15 protein-coding genes and 1 pseudogene are annotated in these 18495 nt (G+C 48.5%); 9 read left to right on the plus strand and 7 right to left on the minus strand.

The window, feature by feature from the left end; all coding sequences use genetic code 11:
* Nucleotides 1–112: 112 nt before the first annotated feature.
* On the minus strand, nucleotides 113–2212 hold the full coding sequence (locus AC1S5B_RS13815) for an NAD(P)H-quinone oxidoreductase subunit 5 (RefSeq protein WP_482036248.1): 2100 nt from the start codon (nucleotides 2210–2212) through the stop codon (nucleotides 113–115).
* Between the two features lie 334 nt (nucleotides 2213–2546).
* Here AC1S5B_RS13815 and AC1S5B_RS13820 point away from each other — a divergent pair.
* Nucleotides 2547–2900 (plus strand): annotated as a pseudogene (locus AC1S5B_RS13820) (IS1 family transposase); the annotation flags it as partial.
* Between the two features lie 40 nt (nucleotides 2901–2940).
* On the opposite strand, the gene AC1S5B_RS13825 reads toward AC1S5B_RS13820, so the two are convergent.
* Nucleotides 2941–3333 (minus strand): ArsR/SmtB family transcription factor, encoded by a 393-nt coding sequence (locus AC1S5B_RS13825; protein WP_482036249.1) that lies wholly within the window; start codon nucleotides 3331–3333, stop codon nucleotides 2941–2943.
* A 144-nt stretch (nucleotides 3334–3477) separates the two neighbouring features.
* On the opposite strand from AC1S5B_RS13825, the gene AC1S5B_RS13830 reads away from it, so the two are divergent.
* From AC1S5B_RS13830 to AC1S5B_RS13855, 6 genes are all read left to right on the plus strand, one after another.
* Nucleotides 3478–5661, plus strand: a complete 2184-nt coding sequence (locus AC1S5B_RS13830) for a heavy metal translocating P-type ATPase (protein WP_482036250.1) — start codon at nucleotides 3478–3480, stop codon at nucleotides 5659–5661.
* A gap of 128 nt (nucleotides 5662–5789) precedes the next feature.
* Nucleotides 5790–7493, plus strand: a complete 1704-nt coding sequence (locus tag AC1S5B_RS13835; protein WP_482036251.1) for an ATP-binding protein — start codon at nucleotides 5790–5792, stop codon at nucleotides 7491–7493.
* 42 nt (nucleotides 7494–7535) lie between these two features.
* The gene (locus AC1S5B_RS13840) at nucleotides 7536–8516 is read left to right on the plus strand and encodes an alpha/beta fold hydrolase (RefSeq protein ID WP_482036252.1); all 981 of its coding nucleotides are present in this window, start codon (nucleotides 7536–7538) and stop codon (nucleotides 8514–8516) included.
* Nucleotides 8517–8586: 70 nt separating this feature from the next.
* Nucleotides 8587–8865, plus strand: a complete 279-nt coding sequence (locus tag AC1S5B_RS13845; protein ID WP_482036253.1) for a hypothetical protein — start codon at nucleotides 8587–8589, stop codon at nucleotides 8863–8865.
* Nucleotides 8866–8947: 82 nt separating this feature from the next.
* On the plus strand, nucleotides 8948–9352 hold the full coding sequence (locus AC1S5B_RS13850) for a hypothetical protein (protein WP_482036254.1): 405 nt from the start codon (nucleotides 8948–8950) through the stop codon (nucleotides 9350–9352).
* 442 nt (nucleotides 9353–9794) lie between these two features.
* On the plus strand, nucleotides 9795–11465 hold the full coding sequence (locus AC1S5B_RS13855; RefSeq protein ID WP_482036255.1) for an MHYT domain-containing protein: 1671 nt from the start codon (nucleotides 9795–9797) through the stop codon (nucleotides 11463–11465).
* 19 nt (nucleotides 11466–11484) lie between these two features.
* On the opposite strand, the gene AC1S5B_RS13860 is transcribed toward AC1S5B_RS13855, so the two are convergent.
* Nucleotides 11485–12138, minus strand: coding sequence for a TetR/AcrR family transcriptional regulator (locus AC1S5B_RS13860; protein ID WP_482036256.1), 654 nt, complete (start codon nucleotides 12136–12138; stop codon nucleotides 11485–11487).
* Nucleotides 12139–12260: 122 nt separating this feature from the next.
* Between AC1S5B_RS13860 and AC1S5B_RS13865 the strand changes: the two genes are divergently transcribed.
* Entirely contained in the window at nucleotides 12261–13343 is a 1083-nt protein-coding gene (locus AC1S5B_RS13865) for an alkene reductase (RefSeq protein WP_482036257.1), read from the plus strand.
* 118 nt (nucleotides 13344–13461) lie between these two features.
* On the opposite strand, the gene AC1S5B_RS13870 is transcribed toward AC1S5B_RS13865, so the two are convergent.
* The 4 genes from AC1S5B_RS13870 to AC1S5B_RS13885 all read right to left on the minus strand — a co-directional run bounded on the left by AC1S5B_RS13870 (nucleotide 13462) and on the right by AC1S5B_RS13885 (nucleotide 16660).
* The gene (locus AC1S5B_RS13870; protein WP_482036258.1) at nucleotides 13462–15036 is read right to left on the minus strand and encodes a bifunctional aminoglycoside phosphotransferase/ATP-binding protein; all 1575 of its coding nucleotides are present in this window, start codon (nucleotides 15034–15036) and stop codon (nucleotides 13462–13464) included.
* A 179-nt stretch (nucleotides 15037–15215) separates the two neighbouring features.
* Nucleotides 15216–15686 (minus strand): DUF4079 domain-containing protein, encoded by a 471-nt coding sequence (locus AC1S5B_RS13875; RefSeq protein ID WP_482036259.1) that lies wholly within the window; start codon nucleotides 15684–15686, stop codon nucleotides 15216–15218.
* An 84-nt stretch (nucleotides 15687–15770) separates the two neighbouring features.
* The gene (locus AC1S5B_RS13880) at nucleotides 15771–16166 is read right to left on the minus strand and encodes a RidA family protein (RefSeq protein ID WP_482036260.1); all 396 of its coding nucleotides are present in this window, start codon (nucleotides 16164–16166) and stop codon (nucleotides 15771–15773) included.
* A gap of 65 nt (nucleotides 16167–16231) precedes the next feature.
* Nucleotides 16232–16660, minus strand: a complete 429-nt coding sequence (locus AC1S5B_RS13885) for an NUDIX domain-containing protein (protein WP_482036261.1) — start codon at nucleotides 16658–16660, stop codon at nucleotides 16232–16234.
* A gap of 291 nt (nucleotides 16661–16951) precedes the next feature.
* Between AC1S5B_RS13885 and malQ the strand changes: the two genes are divergently transcribed.
* On the plus strand, nucleotides 16952–18490 hold the full coding sequence (malQ, locus tag AC1S5B_RS13890; protein ID WP_482036262.1) for a 4-alpha-glucanotransferase: 1539 nt from the start codon (nucleotides 16952–16954) through the stop codon (nucleotides 18488–18490).
* The last annotated feature ends 5 nt before the right edge of the window (nucleotides 18491–18495 follow it).

Below are 18495 nucleotides of genomic sequence, written 5' to 3' on the forward strand. Positions count from 1 at the left end.
GTAGGCGAAACAGTGGGGTCTAAATTTTCAATTTTAGCGATCGCAGTTCAGCGCTCGTAATCACCCCACTGTGTTGCCCTCTCGATTGATTTGCCGAATCAGAGTCGTCAAATTACGAAGTCGCTCCAGAGAAAATGACCAATCCCAGCACGGCTCCAAACACAACCAATGCATAAAACTGGGCACGACCATTTTCCAGGTATTTTAGGGTTTCGCCTGTCAGCAGGGTCACCAAACCCGTCAAATTAACCACGCCATCCACAACTTTAGAGTCCACTTCTAGCACCTGACGGGCTAATCGGCGGCTGCCTAAGACAAACACGTTGTAGTAAATGTCATCGATATACCATTTGTTTTTTGAGAGATTGTAAAGGACTGGAATGCGATCGGCGATCGCGGAGGGGTTAATCTTACGAGAGAAATACATCAACGATGCCAGCGTTAGCCCAATTAAGCCAATGCCAACGGAACTGCCGCCCATAATCAAAAACTCAGTTAACTCTTCTTTGGGTAAGGCGTGAAATCCCGGTTCCAATGTTTCCACTACTTCTCCAGGCGCATGAATAAACGCCTCAAAATAGTTGTTGAACGGAGTTCCTACCAAGCCAATCAGGGCAGAAGGAATCGCCAAAATCGCCAGCGGCAAAGCCATTGTCCAAGGCGACTCATGGGGCAGGCTACCGTGGGCATGATTATCATGGCTATGATCCGCTTGATTATCAGGCGCAGTGTCCATGATTAACTCTTGAGGATTCATTGCACCAGGACCAAAGTTTAGTCCTACCGCTTGCAATTGTTCTGCATTAATTTGGTTCAACACCGCTTTATCTTTGCCGCGAAACTCACCCTCAAACGTGAGGAAGTACATGCGAAACATATAGAAGGCAGTAATTCCGGCGGTCAACCAGCCCACTAGCCAAAGCGCTGGATTGGCGGCAAAGGTTAACCCCAAAATTTCATCCTTTGACCAGAAACCCGCAAACGGAGGAATCCCAGAAATCGCCAAAACACCGACAAAGAAGGTGCTAGCAGTAATCGGCATATACTTTCGTAAGCCACCCATCAAGCGCATATCTTGGGCATAGGCGGCATTGTGACCGACCACCGATTCCATGCCGTGGATGACGGAACCTGATCCCAAAAACATCATGGCTTTAAAGTAGGCATGGGTCATTAGGTGAAACAATCCGGCGCTGTAGCCCCCTACGCCCATCGCCATGACCATGTAGCCCAACTGGGACATGGTGGAGTATGCCAAGCCCTTTTTAATATCCATTTGGGTAATCGCGATCGTGGCTCCTAAAAAGGCAGTAACTCCGCCTGTCCACGCAATCACCGTCATCGCGGTGGGAATGTTTTCAAATACGGGAAACATCCGCGCAATTAAAAACACCCCTGCTGCCACCATCGTTGCGGCATGAATTAGCGCAGAGATGGGGGTTGGACCTTCCATCGCGTCGGGTAGCCACACATGCAAAGGAAACTGCGCCGATTTTGCGACAGGACCCAAAAACACCAAGATGGCAAGCAACGCAGCGACTCCACCGCTGAGTGCCCCCGATTGCACCAAGTCTTGCAGGCGATCGCCAATCACTTCAAAATCAAAGCTGCGAGTTGCCCAATACAGACCGAGAATCCCCAGCAGCAAGCCAAAGTCACCGACGCGGTTGGTCACAAATGCCTTCTGACACGCATCTGCCGCCGCTTTGCGATCGTACCAAAACCCAATCAGCAGGTAGGAACACATGCCTACCAACTCCCAAAATATATAAATCTGAACCAAGTTTGGACTAATCACCAAACCCAACATAGACGAGCTAAATAAACTCAAATAAGCATAGAACCGCACATAGCCTGGATCATGAGCCATGTAGCCATCGGTGTAAATCATCACCAAAAAGGCAACCGTGGTCACAATCACCAACATCAGCGCCGTCAAGTGATCAATGGTGTAACCCATATTCAGATGAAAATCACCCGCTGCTGCCCATTCAATCATCTGAGTGTGAGGAGCATGTCCATTCAACTGGCTCCACAGCAGCCCAAAGGAGAGCGTCATTGCGGCTCCAATCATGAACACGACAAAGCCAGCGGAAACCTGTCGCAGTCTACTCGTTAACTTGCTAAAAGAAATAAGACCTAAACCGATAATCGTAGCGGCTGCCAATGGCAACACGGGAATCAGCCAAGCGTATTGATATATCGTTTCCATTCCTTATGTCCATATAGAGTTCTTCACCAGTTTGGAAAAACCGTTTACATTGTGACACAAGCTCACAGATAAACTGTCAAGAGTAAACACAAGATTTCAGCATCTGCCATTTCCAGAACCAAAATTACTCCACAATTGGGCTAGGTAAAATCATCCAATTGTGATGAATTCTGAATTTTTTCCCAGTTGGCTAGTCGCCGCGATCTACATGTTGGAATGGATACTCACCGCTCAATCAAATGACTGCGGTCGAATTCCCGCCCGATAAACTCGGTAAATATGAGTTTTCCTGTTGCACGAATATGTTTCCCAGCATAGTTAAAGTACAGCAGCCATCTGGCTGTGGACGGCGGTTGACCACTTCAAACCAGGGATTTTAGGTTGGGTGTTAGGCGACCACAGTGCCGAGACTTTTGCCCCGTTATGGACAATTGTGGAGACCTGGCAGTGTTATTTCTACATCACCGACGGTTGGTCGGTCTATCCCTGCTTTATTCCCGATGGCGACCAGATTGTCAGTAAGACTTATATGACACGAGTGGAAGGAGAAAATACCCGATTACGCAATTATTTAGCACGCCTGCATCGGAAGACCCTCTGTTATTCTAAATCCGTACCAATGCTGAAACATTCGATTCGTTTGTTACTGCATTACCTGATATTTGGAGATGTGCCCATCCCTACCTGATTCATCCCTATGTTCAGCAACGCCCAGCCAACTTTAGCGTTTATTCGACTTCAGCCAAGTGATCTGCCACTTCACGATAGAAGTTGATCACATGGGAATCTATCAACCGATAGTAAACATTGCGTCCTTCCCGACGGTAGCTGACCAACCGCGCGGCTCTCAGAAGGCGGAGTTGGTGAGACACTGCCGATTCACCCATCTTCAAGCTTGCGGCTAGATCACAAACACAAAGTTCTTGGCTTGCCAAGGCTGAAAGCAACCGAAGTCGATTTGGATCAGAGAGCAGACCGAAAAATGCTCCCATCTGTTGCGCTTCCTGCATAGAGAGAATTTCCGGTTTTACCTGCCGTACAGTTTCTAAATGCACGAGTGAAGTTTCACAACTGGGCGCATCAGATTGAACTACTGAGGTTGAATCGTTCTGGTCAGACATGAAGGCTAGAGAGATTAGAAAACAGGTTATTAGTCATTTCTAGTATAACCCTAAGAATGATTATCGTTCTACACATGAACATATCTTCAGATATTGAGATGTTTGCCTTAGAATGGGAAAAATCGTAATTCTTTTATACTGACTATGACTCGACTATCTCCGCTCAGAACTCAACGACTGCAAGTCGGTGGTATGGACTGCACCAGTTGTAAATTGAAAATTGAAAGTCGGCTGGAGCGGTTGAAAGGTGTTGCTGAAGCATCCGTTACGGTTGCAACTGGGCGTTTAGTCGTATCTTACGACCCGCAGCAGGTGAGCGAGATAGAGATTCAAGACCAGATAAAATCATTGGGCTATGGAGTCGAAGCAGAGCGATCGCCCATAATCCAAACGGCAACCGAATCTCATAGCCACGATCACGATAGTCATCATGGCACTGATCACAATCATGAGCATCATCATGGATCAGGCGAATTTAACCTGAAAGCAGAACTCCCGACCGTGCTGGTAGCGGTTGCCCTGCTGGTGATAGGAATGGTCTTTGAACCTCAATTACACAACACGCCCTACCACATTGGCGAACTGGCTGTATTCATTCCTGCCTACTTGATCAGTGGTTGGACGGTACTCAAGACTGCCGGACGCAACATTCTCAAAGGTCAGGTGTTTGATGAAAACTTTTTGATGACGATCGCCACCTTAGGAGCCTTTGCGATTCACCAATTCCCTGAAGCCGTTGCCGTGATGCTGTTCTTTCGGATCGGCGAGTTGTTTCAGGAATATTCCGTGGGGCGATCGCGGCGCTCCATCCAATCGTTGCTGGAAGTCCGCCCGGATATTGCAAACTTGAAAATCAATGGCATGGTGAAAGCGGTTTCGCCAGAAACAGTCAGGGTGGGCGATCAGATTCTGGTGAAGCCCGGAGAAAAAATTCCGTTAGACGGTGAAATTTTGGAGGGAAAGTCTCAGGTTGACACTTCAGCGTTGACGGGAGAATCCGTCCCCCGCACGCTAAAAACTGGCGAAACTGTGCTGGCAGGCATGATTAATCAGACGGGAGTTTTGACGATTCAGGTGACTCAGTTATTTGGAGAATCGTCGATCGCCAAAATTCTCGATTTGGTAGAGAATGCCACCAGCAAGAAAGCAGAAACCGAAAAACTGATCACTCGCTTTGCTCGCTACTACACGCCGGCTGTAGTGCTTCTATCTCTGCTCATCGCTTTTTTGCCGCCGCTGATTATTCCCGGCGCAACTCACGCCGAATGGGTCTATCGTGCATTGATCTTGTTGGTGATTTCGTGTCCCTGCGGTTTAGTGATTAGTATTCCATTGGGCTACTTTGGCGGTGTGGGTGGGGCTGCCAAACGGGGAATTTTAGTCAAAGGGTCAACCTATCTTGATACACTGGCGGCGGTCAAAATAGTGGTGTTTGATAAAACCGGAACCTTGACCAAAGGAGTATTCAAAGTCACTCAAATCGTCCCTCAAAATGGGTTTTCCGAATCAGAATTGTTGACGCTAGCAGCAAAAGCCGAAGCCCACTCCAACCATCCAGTGGCGCAGTCCATTCGAGAGGCTTACGGACAAACAATTGATGAAAGTTCCGTCACGGATTATGAGGAAATTGCCGGACATGGGATTCGCGCCAAAGTCAGCGATCGCACGGTTTTGGCGGGGAATGATCGCCTGCTGCATCGAGAAAATATTGCACACGACACCTGTGATATCGCAGGTACAGTGGTGCATCTAGCAGTGGATCAACGCTATGCCGGATATCTTTTGATTGCCGACGAAATCAAAGATGATGCCATGCAAGCGATTCGAGAGTTGAAAAAAATCGGGGTTGAGCAAACCGTCATGCTAACCGGCGACAATCGCACTGTTGCCCAAAATGTGGCGGCTCAACTGGGCTTAGATGACTTTGTGGCAGAACTGCTGCCGGAGGATAAAGTGGCGGCGATCGAAAAACTGCTCGATCGCGCTGGCAAAAAGAAGCTAGTGTTTGTGGGCGATGGCATCAATGACGCTCCAGTGATTGCGAGAGCCGATGTGGGCATGGCAATGGGCGGATTAGGTTCGGATGCGGCGATTGAAACAGCAGATGTAGTGTTGATGACGGATGCCCCCTCCAAAGTGGCAGAGGCGATTCAGATTGGCAAAAAGACCCATCGAATTGTCATGCAAAACATTGTGATGGCACTGGCGATTAAAGCGGTGTTCATTGCGTTAGGGGCGATCGGCATTGCAACGTTGTGGGAAGCGGTATTTGCAGATGTGGGCGTGGCGCTACTGGCAATTTTGAATGCAGGTAGAGTGTTAAAGTAATGAGGTCGCGCTTCAGCATCGCTGGGGTAAAGACGCGATCGCCCTAATATTTCTAGTACAGTCGCTCGTCTCGCCACGATCGGCTATAACCAATAGGAAAGACGCTGCGCTCAGAAGACTCGCGACCTATGCAACTTCCTCGCTCCCTGCTCAGTTCACTTGCCACCGCCATTGTGATTGGCACCGTTAAAGGTCCCGGAGAAAACGGTAACCAGTATGTGTTTATTACGGCAGATAATCGCTACGTTAAAATCGGCGAGTTCGTGTATTACGAAGTAGCGGAAACTGAGACAGGCGGCGAAATGCGGCAGATCTTAGGCAAGCTGTCAGCACGTAGCTTGATTGATCACCTGCCCGATCGCATTTTTGCCGATACGGAAGTTAGTCCCGAAGCCGTAGCAGCGCTGATTGGTTTCACCGACACGAATCCAGAAATCTACGAAGTGACTGTTGATGTGATTGGCTATTTTGACGATCGCCTAGGCTTTATGAACCCGCGTCGCACCCCGAATCCGGGTGCAAAAGTGTATCTGGCAGATGATGCCATGCTGCAACGAGTCTTAAATAAACGACAACCGGGGGCGATCGGCTCTGCGTTTATTGGCGGTTTGCTGCTACGAGAAGTGGGCGCGGTTCCCATTGCCTTGGACGTAAAGGAACTGGTCAGCACCCACATGACGATTCTGGCAGGCACGGGTTCCGGGAAGTCTTACACGGCTGGGGTTTTGATTGAAGAGTTGCTCTTGCCTCACAATCGAGCAGCGGTGCTAATTTTTGATCCTCATGGCGAATACAGCACCTTGTCTGAAATGCAAGGACATCCGCAGTTCCAAGGGGAAGATGGCTATTCGCCCAAGGTAAAGGTGCTGACTCCCGATGATATTCGGATTCGCACCTCGTCGCTGGATTATGCCGATATTCTCACTCTGCTGCCAGAAATGAGCGATCGCCAGCAGTCTATTCTCAACAAAGCCTACGCGATCGTCAAAAAGCATCGTAAGGGCGACTATCGCTGGGATGTGCAGGATTTGATTGCGGCAGTGTACGAAGCCGACACTCAAGTAGACGATGAAGGCAACGAAAAACCTGGCTCCTCGGCTCCCGCACTGGAATGGAAGCTAGAACGATTGGCGCGATCGCCCTACTTTCATCCGTTTCAACACCTCGCCCCCAAGGATTTATTTGAGCCGGGTCAAGCAACCGTGCTGCAAATGAACGAAATTAGTCAGGAGGAACAGCAGGTGATTTGTGCGGCGGTGTTGCGGCAAGCAAACCAAGCACGAATGAATACCCAAAAAGAACTGATCACGCCCGACGACGAAAACTATTTGCCCTATCCGGTTTTTATCATTGTGGAAGAGGCGCATCGCTTCGCCCCCGCTCATGAGCCATCTCGTTGTAAAGCCGTGCTGCGAACTATCCTAAGTGAAGGGCGCAAGTTTGGTTTAGGCATGGGCTTGATCACCCAACGACCGGGCAAAATTGATTCCGATGTGCTGTCGCAATGTATGAGTCAGTTCATCATGCGAATCGTCAACCCGGTGGATCAAGAAAGCCTCAAGTTTGGCGTGGAAGCAGCCGGACGAGATTTGCTCAAAGAGTTGCCATCGTTGACGAAAGGACAGGTGATTATTTCTGGAGCTTGCGTCAACACACCCGTTTTATGCAAAGTCCGGCAGCGACTTACTAAGCATGGTGGCGAAACGTTGGATGCGCCGAGTGAGTGGCAGCGCCATTTTCAAACCCACCGGATTCAAGAGCGCAAAATCCAAGAAGCACCCGTGGCAGGTCGAGAGCGATCGCAAACCATTCGCGGAGTCAGCATTGAATAATTCAGTAATGAATCATCAAGCGCCTAGGGGAAAGGTCATTGAATGGCTGGAAGTTTAGTGAATAGTTTGTTACTGGGAATCACAACGCTCTATCAAGCGATCGCCTGTTGGCGTGAAGATCAGCGATCGCCCCCCGGTCAGCGGATTGATATCGGCGGATACAAGCTGCATCTGTATACCGCAGGTGATTGTGACTCTAACCAGCCTACCATCGTGCTAGATCACAGCTTGGGTGGCATCGAAGGCTATTTTTTATTGCCAGAACTGGCGAAGTTGGGTCGGGTTTGTTGTTACGATCGCGCTGGTTATGGCTGGAGCGATCGCAGTCCCTATTCCCGCACCAGTCAACAGATTGTGATGGAACTGGATCAACTGCTCACCGCTGCCAACATTGCCCCGCCCTATCTGCTGATTGGCAATTCCTTTGGTAGTTATAATCAGCGACTCTATGCCCACCAGTTTCCCGAAAAAGTGGCGGGGTTGGTGTTAACCGATGGCTTGCACGAAAGCGGTATGTTGCAGATGACGCTGTTGCTGCGGGGACTAAAGCTATTTTTCGTCTCTGGCTTTGTCATGTGTATGTTGGGATCGGTCTTAGGCATTATTCGATTGCTAAAAATTTGCGGCGTGTTTGAGCTATTAAAGCCACAGCTAAAGCAGTATTCCAACACTGTTTTGAACCCGGTTAAGCGATCGTTTTGCCGTCCCAAGCACTGGCTGACTATGGCTCAAGAGATGTGGAGCCTAGAAGCAAGCGGACGACTGCTTCAAGCGATTGAGTCCCTCGGCTCTTTACCAATGGTGAGCATCAAAGCCAACAGTTTTTTCAAGCCATCGCTTTGGACGCGATTGATTCCGTTGGGAGCCGCAAATCGACTGCGCGATGAAATGCATCAGGAGCTATTGAAACTTTCGACAAACTGTGTCCAACTTCACGCCGAAACGAGCGGTCATTTTGTCTGGCTTGATCAACCGGAGGTCATCTTACAAGCCGTGAAGATGCTTTTAGAAAAAGTGAGCTAAATGGCTGGCGATCGCCAGCGATAACTGTCGCGATCCATTCCATGCTTTTGGCGACCATGATGCCTTAGAAGTGTTCGCCCTCTCTGTCAAAATTGCCCATCTAGATCGTCCTTATGGCAATTGGTATGATGCGATTACGCTGACCCCTGCCGATCTAATGGGGGTGCCCACCGTTGGACGAATCGATGTAGGACTTCCCGCCGATCTCGTCCTGTTTAAAGCACGGAGTTACAGTGAATTGCTATCGCGATCGCAACATGATCGGGTGGTACTAAGGAACGGCACCGCGATCAATACGACATTGCCAGACTATGCCGAACTAGATGATTTGCAAACCAGTCCCAGTTGACCCCAAGCGAAGTGCGAAGTTAGAAGTCCGGGGTACGGAGTTATCACTAAAATGAGAAAAGTTTTAATTATATTTTTGCCTAATGACTTCTACGAATTCTTCTTTAGAGTCTGAAATTCAACAGTTACGTCAAGTGCGTCATGGATTTTTGCAACTCCATAAAGCCCTACTGACTGCTGAGCGAGAAACCTATGAACAGAATTTTGGCAAGATTCAAACCAATGGTGAGTTTTTTCAATTAGTGATTAGTCATGAATGGTTTGATTGGTTGCGTCCCATGTCTCAATTTATTGTGCAGGTGGATGAATTGCTAGACGATAAGGATGCGATCGCTGCCAGCCAAATTCACGACTTAATGCAGCAAGCGCAGCAATTGCTCAAAGCCTCTGAGGAAGGCACACTTGCTGAACAGCGCTACGATCAGACAATCCAACGTAGCCCCGACATTGCCTTTATGCATGGAGAAATTTTGAACTTGTTAAAGTGAACTCCAGGAGATTTTGTATTGTTGAAATCTTTGTTAAAGTAATTTAAAAAGAAGTTTTATGGATGTCTTTATTGAATTTTTAATGTAAATATTATATTTTTCTTACTCATTTCACATGAAACCTAAACAGTTTTATTGTTAGTTTTTTTGGACTGAAAGCCTTTTTTGAGAATAGCTTTCGCTCCTCTTTAAGCGGCTTGTTAATACTGCAAAGTTCACCCGTTAGCTAAAGCTGCTGAACTATTCAAATAGCTGGATTTTAAGCTCCTTTGAAGTTTTTATTTGAGCGCGTTACTTTCAGTCCTGTTTAGTGCATCTTTGATACATAGATGAGCCTCTAGTTTATTTAACCTATTCAATTCAATAGCTAATGATTATGTCGCTGACTGTTAATCATGCTGGTAGTGGTTTGATGAGTCACCATGATGCCCATCTTGTCATTATGTCTGTTGTTATTGCCATTTTTGCGTCCTACACAGCCCTTGATTTGGCAGGACAAATTACAGCATCTAGAGGCTGGCACCGTTTAGGATGGCTAGGAATTGGGGCTGTGTCGATGGGCACGGGCATTTGGTCGATGCACTTTATTGCAATGTTGGCATTTCATTTGCCGATCGCGGTGGGCTATGACATCCCCATAGTGATTGCTTCAATGGGGGTGGCGATCGCAACATCTTGGTTTGCCCTATTTTTAGCAAGTCGCCCAACCATGACCCGGCTCGAACTGGTAGGCGGCAGCGTAGTGATGGGATTAGGAATTGCGACTATGCATTACACCGGAATGGCGGCAATGCAAGTCGATGCGGTTATTCAATATCATCCTTTCCTGGTGGGATTATCTGGAGTAATCGCGATCGCGGTTTCTGCCGTTGCTCTGTGGCTAGCTTTTCGCTTGAGGGAAGAAACCACGGTGGTAGGAAAAATCCGTCGTGTTGTCAGCGCTATTATCATGGGATCGGCAGTACCGCTGATGCACTACACCGGCATGGCGGCGGCTCAGTTCATCCCCACTAAACGGCTAGCAGCAACACCCTTTACTATTAATACGTCATCTTTAGCAACCACAATTAGCATGGCAACCCTCGTGATTTTAGGGTTAGCTTTGCTCGCGTCGTTGGAAGTGCGGGATGTTGCCCAAACTCGTCTTTATCTTCAAAGTCAAAAGGATACTCAAACGCTGAAAACTCAAACTTATCAGCTAGAACAAGCATTATCTCAGCTTCAACAAGCTCAATCAAAACTGGTTCAAACGGAGAAGATGTCCAGTTTAGGTCAATTAGTCGCTGGGGTTGCTCATGAAATTAATAATCCGATTAATTTTGTACATGGCAATTTAAGCTATGTGTCTACCTATAGCGCTCAACTCCTAGAAATTGTGCAGCTTTATCGGCAATTTTGTCCAAATCTACCTCCCCATATTCAGGCTCAAGTGGATGACGCAGAGCTTGATTTTTTGACGGAAGATTTAGATAAAGTTGTGAGATCAATGAATTTAGGAACTGAACGCATTCGAGAAATTGTGCTGTCGTTAAAGAACTTTTCTCGCTTAGATGAATCAGAAGTGAAGGAGGCGGACATTCATGCAGGGATTGATAGTACGCTCACTATCCTAGAGCATCGTTTTAAGGGAAAGCCCGATTTTCCTGAAATTAAAATTGTTAAAGACTATGGCGTAATTCCTAAAATTGAGTGTTATCCAGGGCAACTGAATCAAGTATTTATGAATATTATTTCAAATGCGATCGACGCGCTGGAGGAAACAGAATTTCAAACCTATTCGGAAATAGTGTCGCCTACCATTACCATTCAAACAACCGTGAATCTTTACTCTGGAAGTCTTAAATTAGAAGCAACTCCTGTTGTGATGATTCGGATTGTAGATAATGCAAAAGGCATGAGTGAAACGGTGCGATCGCGATTATTCGATCCGTTTTTTACTACAAAATCTATTGGTAAAGGCACCGGATTAGGATTATCCATCAGCTATCAGATCATCACCGAAAAGCACGGGGGTACGCTAGAGTGCCACTCAGCAGTTGGGCAGGGAACAGAATTTATGATTCAAATTCCGTTGACATCAAAGCCAGCGATCGCTCAACCTCTTTCAGCTTAAATATTGACTATCAACCACTTTATAGTCTCATTCCAGCCAAAAGGTGATTGACTAACGCAGCGGCAAAATCATCGTCTAGCGGTGCATGTTGCAGCAGCAATCGATACCAAATTGGACCAAAAAGCGTATCGATCGCCAACTCCACATTCAAGTCAGCCCGTAGCTCTTTGCGTTCAATTCCCCGTTCCAAAATGGTTCGAGTGGCGGCACGGCGACAGGCAACAAAATAGGCGCGAAAAGCCTCAGCCACCTCACAATTATTCTGTGCTTCTGCAATTAAGCCTTTAATCACGGAGCCAGAGGGGGTTTGCGTTAGCACGAAACAAAGCTGTGCCAACATTTGATCTAAGTCTGCTTGCACACAGCCCGTATCTGGGGTCGGCAGATCTTTGGTCGGACGGGTTGCATAAGCCTCCATCATCACGGCAGCTTTTGACGACCACCAGCGATAAATGGTTTGCTTGCCAACTCCGGCACGGGCAGCAATTCCTTCAATACAGACTCCGCCATACCCTTTTTCTTCTAATAATTCTGCCGCTGCTTTTAAAATTGCCTGGTGCGATCGCTGATTCCGTCGCCGACAATCTGGCGTTTTACCAGGTTGCTCCTCTGGGAGGAGAGTATTCTCCGCCTGCGATCGCGAACTATCGAATGAAATTTGCGGTTCAGTCATTCTTCTAGGATAAGCGAGACAAGTCGTCTCGTCTAGGTTGACAAGACGAACCGTCTCGTCTAGTTTTATACAGTGAGGATAAATGAGTCAGTAAACGACACACATCAAAAGGATCTTCGACCATGCCTGATTTATTCACTCCGATTCAAGTGGGTGCGTTAAATTTACCCAATCGCATCATCATGGCACCGCTGACCCGTTCCCGTGCGGGTGTGGAACGGATTCCCAACGCGCTGATGAAAGAGTATTATGTGCAGCGCGCCACGGCTGGATTAATCATTTCAGAAGCAACCCAAATTTCAGAGCAGGGCAGTGGGTGGGTGGAAACTCCCGGCATTCACACCGCTGAACAAGTGAAAGGTTGGCGAACTATTACGGAGGCAGTTCATGCGGCGGGTGGGCGGATCTTCTTGCAGCTATGGCACATGGGGCGCGCTTCTCATCCCGACTTTCAGCCCAATGGCGCATTACCCGTATCGGCTTCGGCAATTCGTCCTCAAGGTGACGCTCGCACGCCCTCCGGTCATAAGCCATTTGTGACACCGCGATCGCTAGAGCTAGACGAGATTCCAGGCGTAGTGCAGCAATATGTCGATGCGACTCGGCGCGCCCAGGAAGCGGGCTTTGACGGGGTGGAAATTCATGGTGCCAATGGCTATTTGATTGATCAGTTTTTGCGGGATGGCAGCAATCAGCGCACGGATGCTTACGGCGGTAGCATTGCCAACAGAGCGCGCTTTTTGCTAGAAGTGACGGAAGCCGTGGTCAATGCCTGGAGTGGCGATCGCGTTGGGGTGCGTCTCTCTCCTACCAATCCCTACAATGACATGCGAGACAGCGACCCGATCGCAACTTTCAGCTATGCGTCCAGCGCGTTGAATGCCTTCAATCTGGCATATTTACATCTCTTGGAAGGCTTGCCAGGACACATTATGGCAGTGGAAGGGATTCGGGTTGCCCCTCACATCCGGCAGAAGTTTGACGGAGTACTGATGCTCAACGGTGGCTATGACTTGGAAAAAGGCAACCACGCGATCGCTCAGGGTGAAGCCAACCTGATCGCCTACGGAGTTCCCTTCATCGCCAATCCAGATTTAGTCGAACGCTTTCGGAAACAGGCTCCCCTCAATCCACCCGATCAAGCAACGTTTTATGCTCATGGGGCAGAGGGATATACCGATTATCCTGTTTTGCAAACGGCATGATTATGGGCGGAGTTCAGAGTGCGGGGTGCGGAGTTTTTAGGGGGTTGATGGGTCGATGGGCTGGATTACTTGCCTACCCATTCACCCATCGACTCTTCTCTCATCCACTCTCTACCCATCATGTCAACCTTGACAGACTGCTAGCCAAATCTTGGGTGGTATCAATCTCCTGGACGATCGCTTGCTCCTTGTCGGTAAAGGGTTCCATCTCCTGGGTAGGCAGCAAATCGGCGGTGGCATCGGAAATATCACCCTGACGCTGATGCAGCCAGTTTTGGCGAACCTCTAAGGGGGCAATGCAGTGCAAGATTTGTAAAGAAAGGGGATGGGTAGAATCCTCTGCATTGGCAGCGTCCACTGCTTCAATCACTGCTTGACGGTGAACTTGGCGATCGTACTTGGCATCCAAAATCACCGGATATCCTTGTTTGGCTAAGGTAATGCCCAGATTCAGCAGGCGATCGTAGGTTTGTTGGGTCATGGCTGGCGTGTATAAGTCCGCGTCGCTCTTCCCCGTCAAGGACACGCCTGCTAAATGCTTCCGCACCGCATCGGAACGGATGTATACGGCTCCAATTTGTTGTGCCAACAGTCGAGCGCAGGTACTTTTGCCCGAACCCGATAATCCGGCTGTGAGAAAAATCTGTCCGCGATGGGCTTCACTGGCAGTTCCTAGGGGCGATCGCGTGTAATCCCATGCCAACCGAAAATAGCGTTTAGCGGTTTCGGTCGCCTCTTGCTTCACCCCATCGGGAATGGTGGGATCATCCAGCAAAAAGGAGGTAACTTTGGCGCGCACATAGGATTGACGACTCAGGTACAGCGGCAACACCTGCAAGCCTTCCCAATCGCCCATTTCTTCGATGTAGGCATTCAAAAATATATTGCTTAAATCTGGGCGGTTACGCGCATCCAAATCCATGATGATGTAGGCAATGTCGAACATGATATCGACAAAGCGAAACGGTTCATTAAACTCGATGCAATCGAACAGTAAAATGGTGTCATTCCACAGGGCAATGTTTCGCAAATGCACATCCCCATGGCATTCCCGAATCCAGTTGTGCTGCACCCGGCTGGCAAACTGATCGGCTTGGTCGGCAAACAGGCGATCGGTGTATTGGCGAGTCTCGTCAAACTGCGCTTGAGTTTGCGATCGCCCAATATAGCCAACCGTTTGCTCATAGTTTTCGTCGATCGCCTGCCGAATCTGCGCCACATCGCCAAAACTACGAATGTAATCAGTGATTGCGCCTTTATTGTGAAAGCTGACTAACTCTTTTGCCAAGCGCACCAATAATTCTGCGGTCAGCTTACCTTGATCAAATAAATCCGTGAATAGCGTGCCCTCTGGAAACTGCTCCATCCGCACGGTAAACTCCACGGCTTCAGCGGCTCCCCCTAGGCGAAACTGCCCCGCCGTCTCGGTTATTGGCAGTACTTCTAGATATAAATCTGCGGCACCTCGCTGGTTCAATCGAATCTCTTCATGGCAAAAATGCTCTCGCTTCTCTAAGGTGGAAAAATCTAAAAAGCCATAGTTAACGGGCTTCTTCACCTTGTAGGCATAGTCTCCAGTTAGCAAAATGTAGGAGACATGGGTTTGCACCAGTTGAATCGGCTCGGTGACCGGGTGAGGATAAAATCCCGGTTGCAGCATTTGTTGAATTACAGGAGGAACAGTTTCAGTCATTCCAAAGGAAGCAGGATGGTAAAGTTGGCAATCGCTAACATACCACGCAGCTTACCTAAACTCATGCGTTGAACTGAGAATCTAGCGTTATTTCTTTGCTTTTCAACTCAAAAGCCTGACTGTTGTTCGTAGATTTTTATCGGCGGTCGTGAGAGATTCAGCGATCGCAGCAGGAGGGATTACATCCGACTAATGATATTTTTGACGATGCCAACGCCCGTGATTGCCTGCCAGGTGAACAAACCCATTAGCACTAGGTTCAAAGCAATGTGAGTCGATCGCGCCCAATCGCTGCCCTTTTGCATCAGCGGCGATAAGGAAGCAGAAACGGCTATCATCCCGGTCATGCTCAATCCCACAATCAAATGGGGATTGACGAATAGCTTGCCACTATTGATGTAAGTTGCACCCATTGCGCTAATGGCACCCACCACCATCAATGCCAGCAACAAGGAACCCACCTGATAGTGCTTCAGGTTGAATTTTCCTTTAATCAACTCTTTCTTTTCGTCGCCTTGGGCTGAACGAGTTTTGCGAACTTTCATGCCTAAATAAAGCGCATAAACGGTTAATGCCAGCAACACCCACATCAAAACCGGGTGAATAAACTGGCTCCAAACTTTGATGGATTGAAGAATTTCGGGTGTCATAAGCACGGCAGGGGAGAAGGATCTTAATAAAAAGTAGCACGGGCGATCGCCCTCAGCGCATTCAATGCAAAGATTGCTTCCTAGTTAAGCGTCAACCACGGCAATACAATCAATTTCCACCAGTAAATCTTTTGGCAGTCGAGCCACTTCTACACAGGCGCGAGCAGGCGCATTCGTCTCACTAAAATAGTTGGCATAAACCGTGTTCATGGGGACGAAATCATTCAGATCTTTAAGGAATACCGTCGTTTTAACTACATCCTCTAACGTCGCGCCTGCTGCAACCAAGATCGCTTTGAGATTGGAGATCGCCTGTTCTGTTTGCTGGGTCACATCGCCTGCACCCACAATGTCGCCGGTTTGCGGATTAAGGGAAATTTGCCCAGCCACAAATATCATTCGACCCGAAGCCGCGATCGCTTGGTTATAGGGACCGACTGGAGCCGGAGCCAACTCTGTACGGATTACTTCACGAGACATAAGGAAAGCCTTTGAGTTTTAAGTTCGGGGTTTGGGGTTCTTCGCCATTCACCATCCGCCATTCGTCACAGCCTTGGGCGGATTCCATAGTTTCGGAAGCGTAAATAGTCTTGCAAAATGCGATCGTGATCGAAACAAAGATTACTCGGAATTTTCCAGGGTTCAAATAATTCCAAATGTTTTGCATCATCGCCAGCGGTTGGCTGCCCGATCGCCATTGCCAAAAATACCACACTCAAGGTGTGCTGGCGTGGGTCGCGGTTGGGGTCAGAATATACATAAAACTGCTCCACCAGTTCCACCTGCAATCCCGTTTCTTCGGCTACTTCCCGCCGCGCTGCGGTTTCCACCGACTCGCCATAATCCACAAATCCTCCCGGCAGCGCCCACCCCAACGGCGGATTCAACCGTTCGATTAACACAATCGGGCGATGGGGGCGATCGCGCAGTTCAATGATGATATCAACCGTGGGCGTAGGATTGCGGTAGGGCATGAAAGCAGAAATTAGGTGTTAGTTTTGAGCATGATACAGTCAAGTCATTCAAACTTCCGCTAATCTCTATCTTGAGACTGCTCCCTGATAAATTGCTCTCAATCAGGATAGATGGAGCGACGTAAAGCAGGTGTTAGGTGTTAGGAGCAAAGAGGTTTGTGTGCCCAGGTTTACGTCCTATTACTTATCCTAACTATTCTGGATACTGTCCTATTTTCCTCGACAGCCTTGCGGCAAAACTGTCTCTTTCCGCCATTGAACTATTCTGCCATTTAACTATATAGGTTTCCTATGTCATCACCCAGAGCCAGCGGCGTTCTACTCCATCCCACATCTTTTCCTGGTCGCTATGGCACGGGTGATCTCGGCTTGGAGGCGTATCAGTTCATTGATTTTTTAGCCGCCAGTGGACAGCAATATTGGCAAGTGTTGCCCCTAGGACCCACTGGATACGGCAATTCTCCCTATATGTGCTACTCCGCTTTGGCAGGCAATCCGCTTTTGATTAGTCTGGAGCTACTACAAGACAATGGCTTTCTAGAAGAAGGAGATTTGTGGCATGTGCCAGATTTTTCGGGCGATCGCGTGGAGTTTGAAAAAGTGATCGCTTATAAAATGCCGCTGTTTCATAAGGCTTACAATACCTTCAAAGAGAAAGCCTCAGGAGTGCAGCGCACCAAATTTACTGGATTTTGTGAAGGCAAAGCGTATTGGCTAGATGACTACGCCATGTTCATGGCGCTAAAAGAAGCTCATGGCGGCGCGAGTTGGTATCAGTGGGAGCCAGAATTGGTGACGCGATCGCCCGACGCATTGCAGCAGTGGGGAGAGCGGCTCCACTCCGAAATCACCTTCCACAAATTTTTGCAGTTTGCCTTCTTTTCTCAATGGTCGGAGCTTAAACAACATGCCAGCGATCGCGATATTCAAATTATCGGCGACATCCCGATCTACGTCGCTCACGATAGCGCCGATGTTTGGGCAAACCCAGAAAATTTTTGCCTCAATAAAGAAACCTACGAACTTGACCTCATGGCAGGCGTTCCCCCCGACTACTTTAGTTCCACGGGGCAACTATGGGGCAACCCGGTTTATAACTGGGAACATCTCCAAGAAACCAATTTCAAGTGGTGGATTCAGCGATTTGAAGCCATGCTGGACTATGTAGACGTGATTCGGATCGATCACTTTCGGGGCTTCGAGTCTTTTTGGGTTGTGGAACTTGATCCAGAGGTTAAACCCGAAGACCGCACTGCTGAAAAAGGCGAATGGGTGAAAGCGCCTGGAAAAGAGTTTTTTGAAACCCTGCGAGAAAAACTAGGTAAACTGCCGATCTTGGCGGAAGACTTGGGCGTGATGACTCCAGAAGTGGAAGACTTGCGCGACACGTTTGATTTTCCCGGCATGAGGATTTTGCAATTTGCCTTTGGTTCAGATCCGGGCAACCCTTTTCTACCGTTCAACTATCCGCGCAATTGCATCGTCTATACGGGCACTCACGATAATGACACCACCATTGGCTGGTATGAAAGCCTGGAACAGTGGGAGCGTGAGGCAATTCTTCGCTTTTTGGGGCAGATCAGCCCCGAAGGAATTCATTGGGATATGATTCGGCTTGCCTTTAGCTCCGTCAGTAACCTAGCCATTATTCCCCTCCAAGACTTTTTTGGCTGCGGTAATTCTGCCCGCATGAACTATCCTGGAAAACCTACTGGCAATTGGGAATGGCGCTATTGGGGCGGCTCAATCACGCCGGAACTGGCAGATCGGGTAAAGAGCCTAACGCACACCTTTGGGCGTGCGCCTCAACCAAAAGGCATTCAAGAGTAAATATA

The sequence above is a fragment of the Leptolyngbya sp. CALU 1928 genome (genome assembly GCF_056784215.1).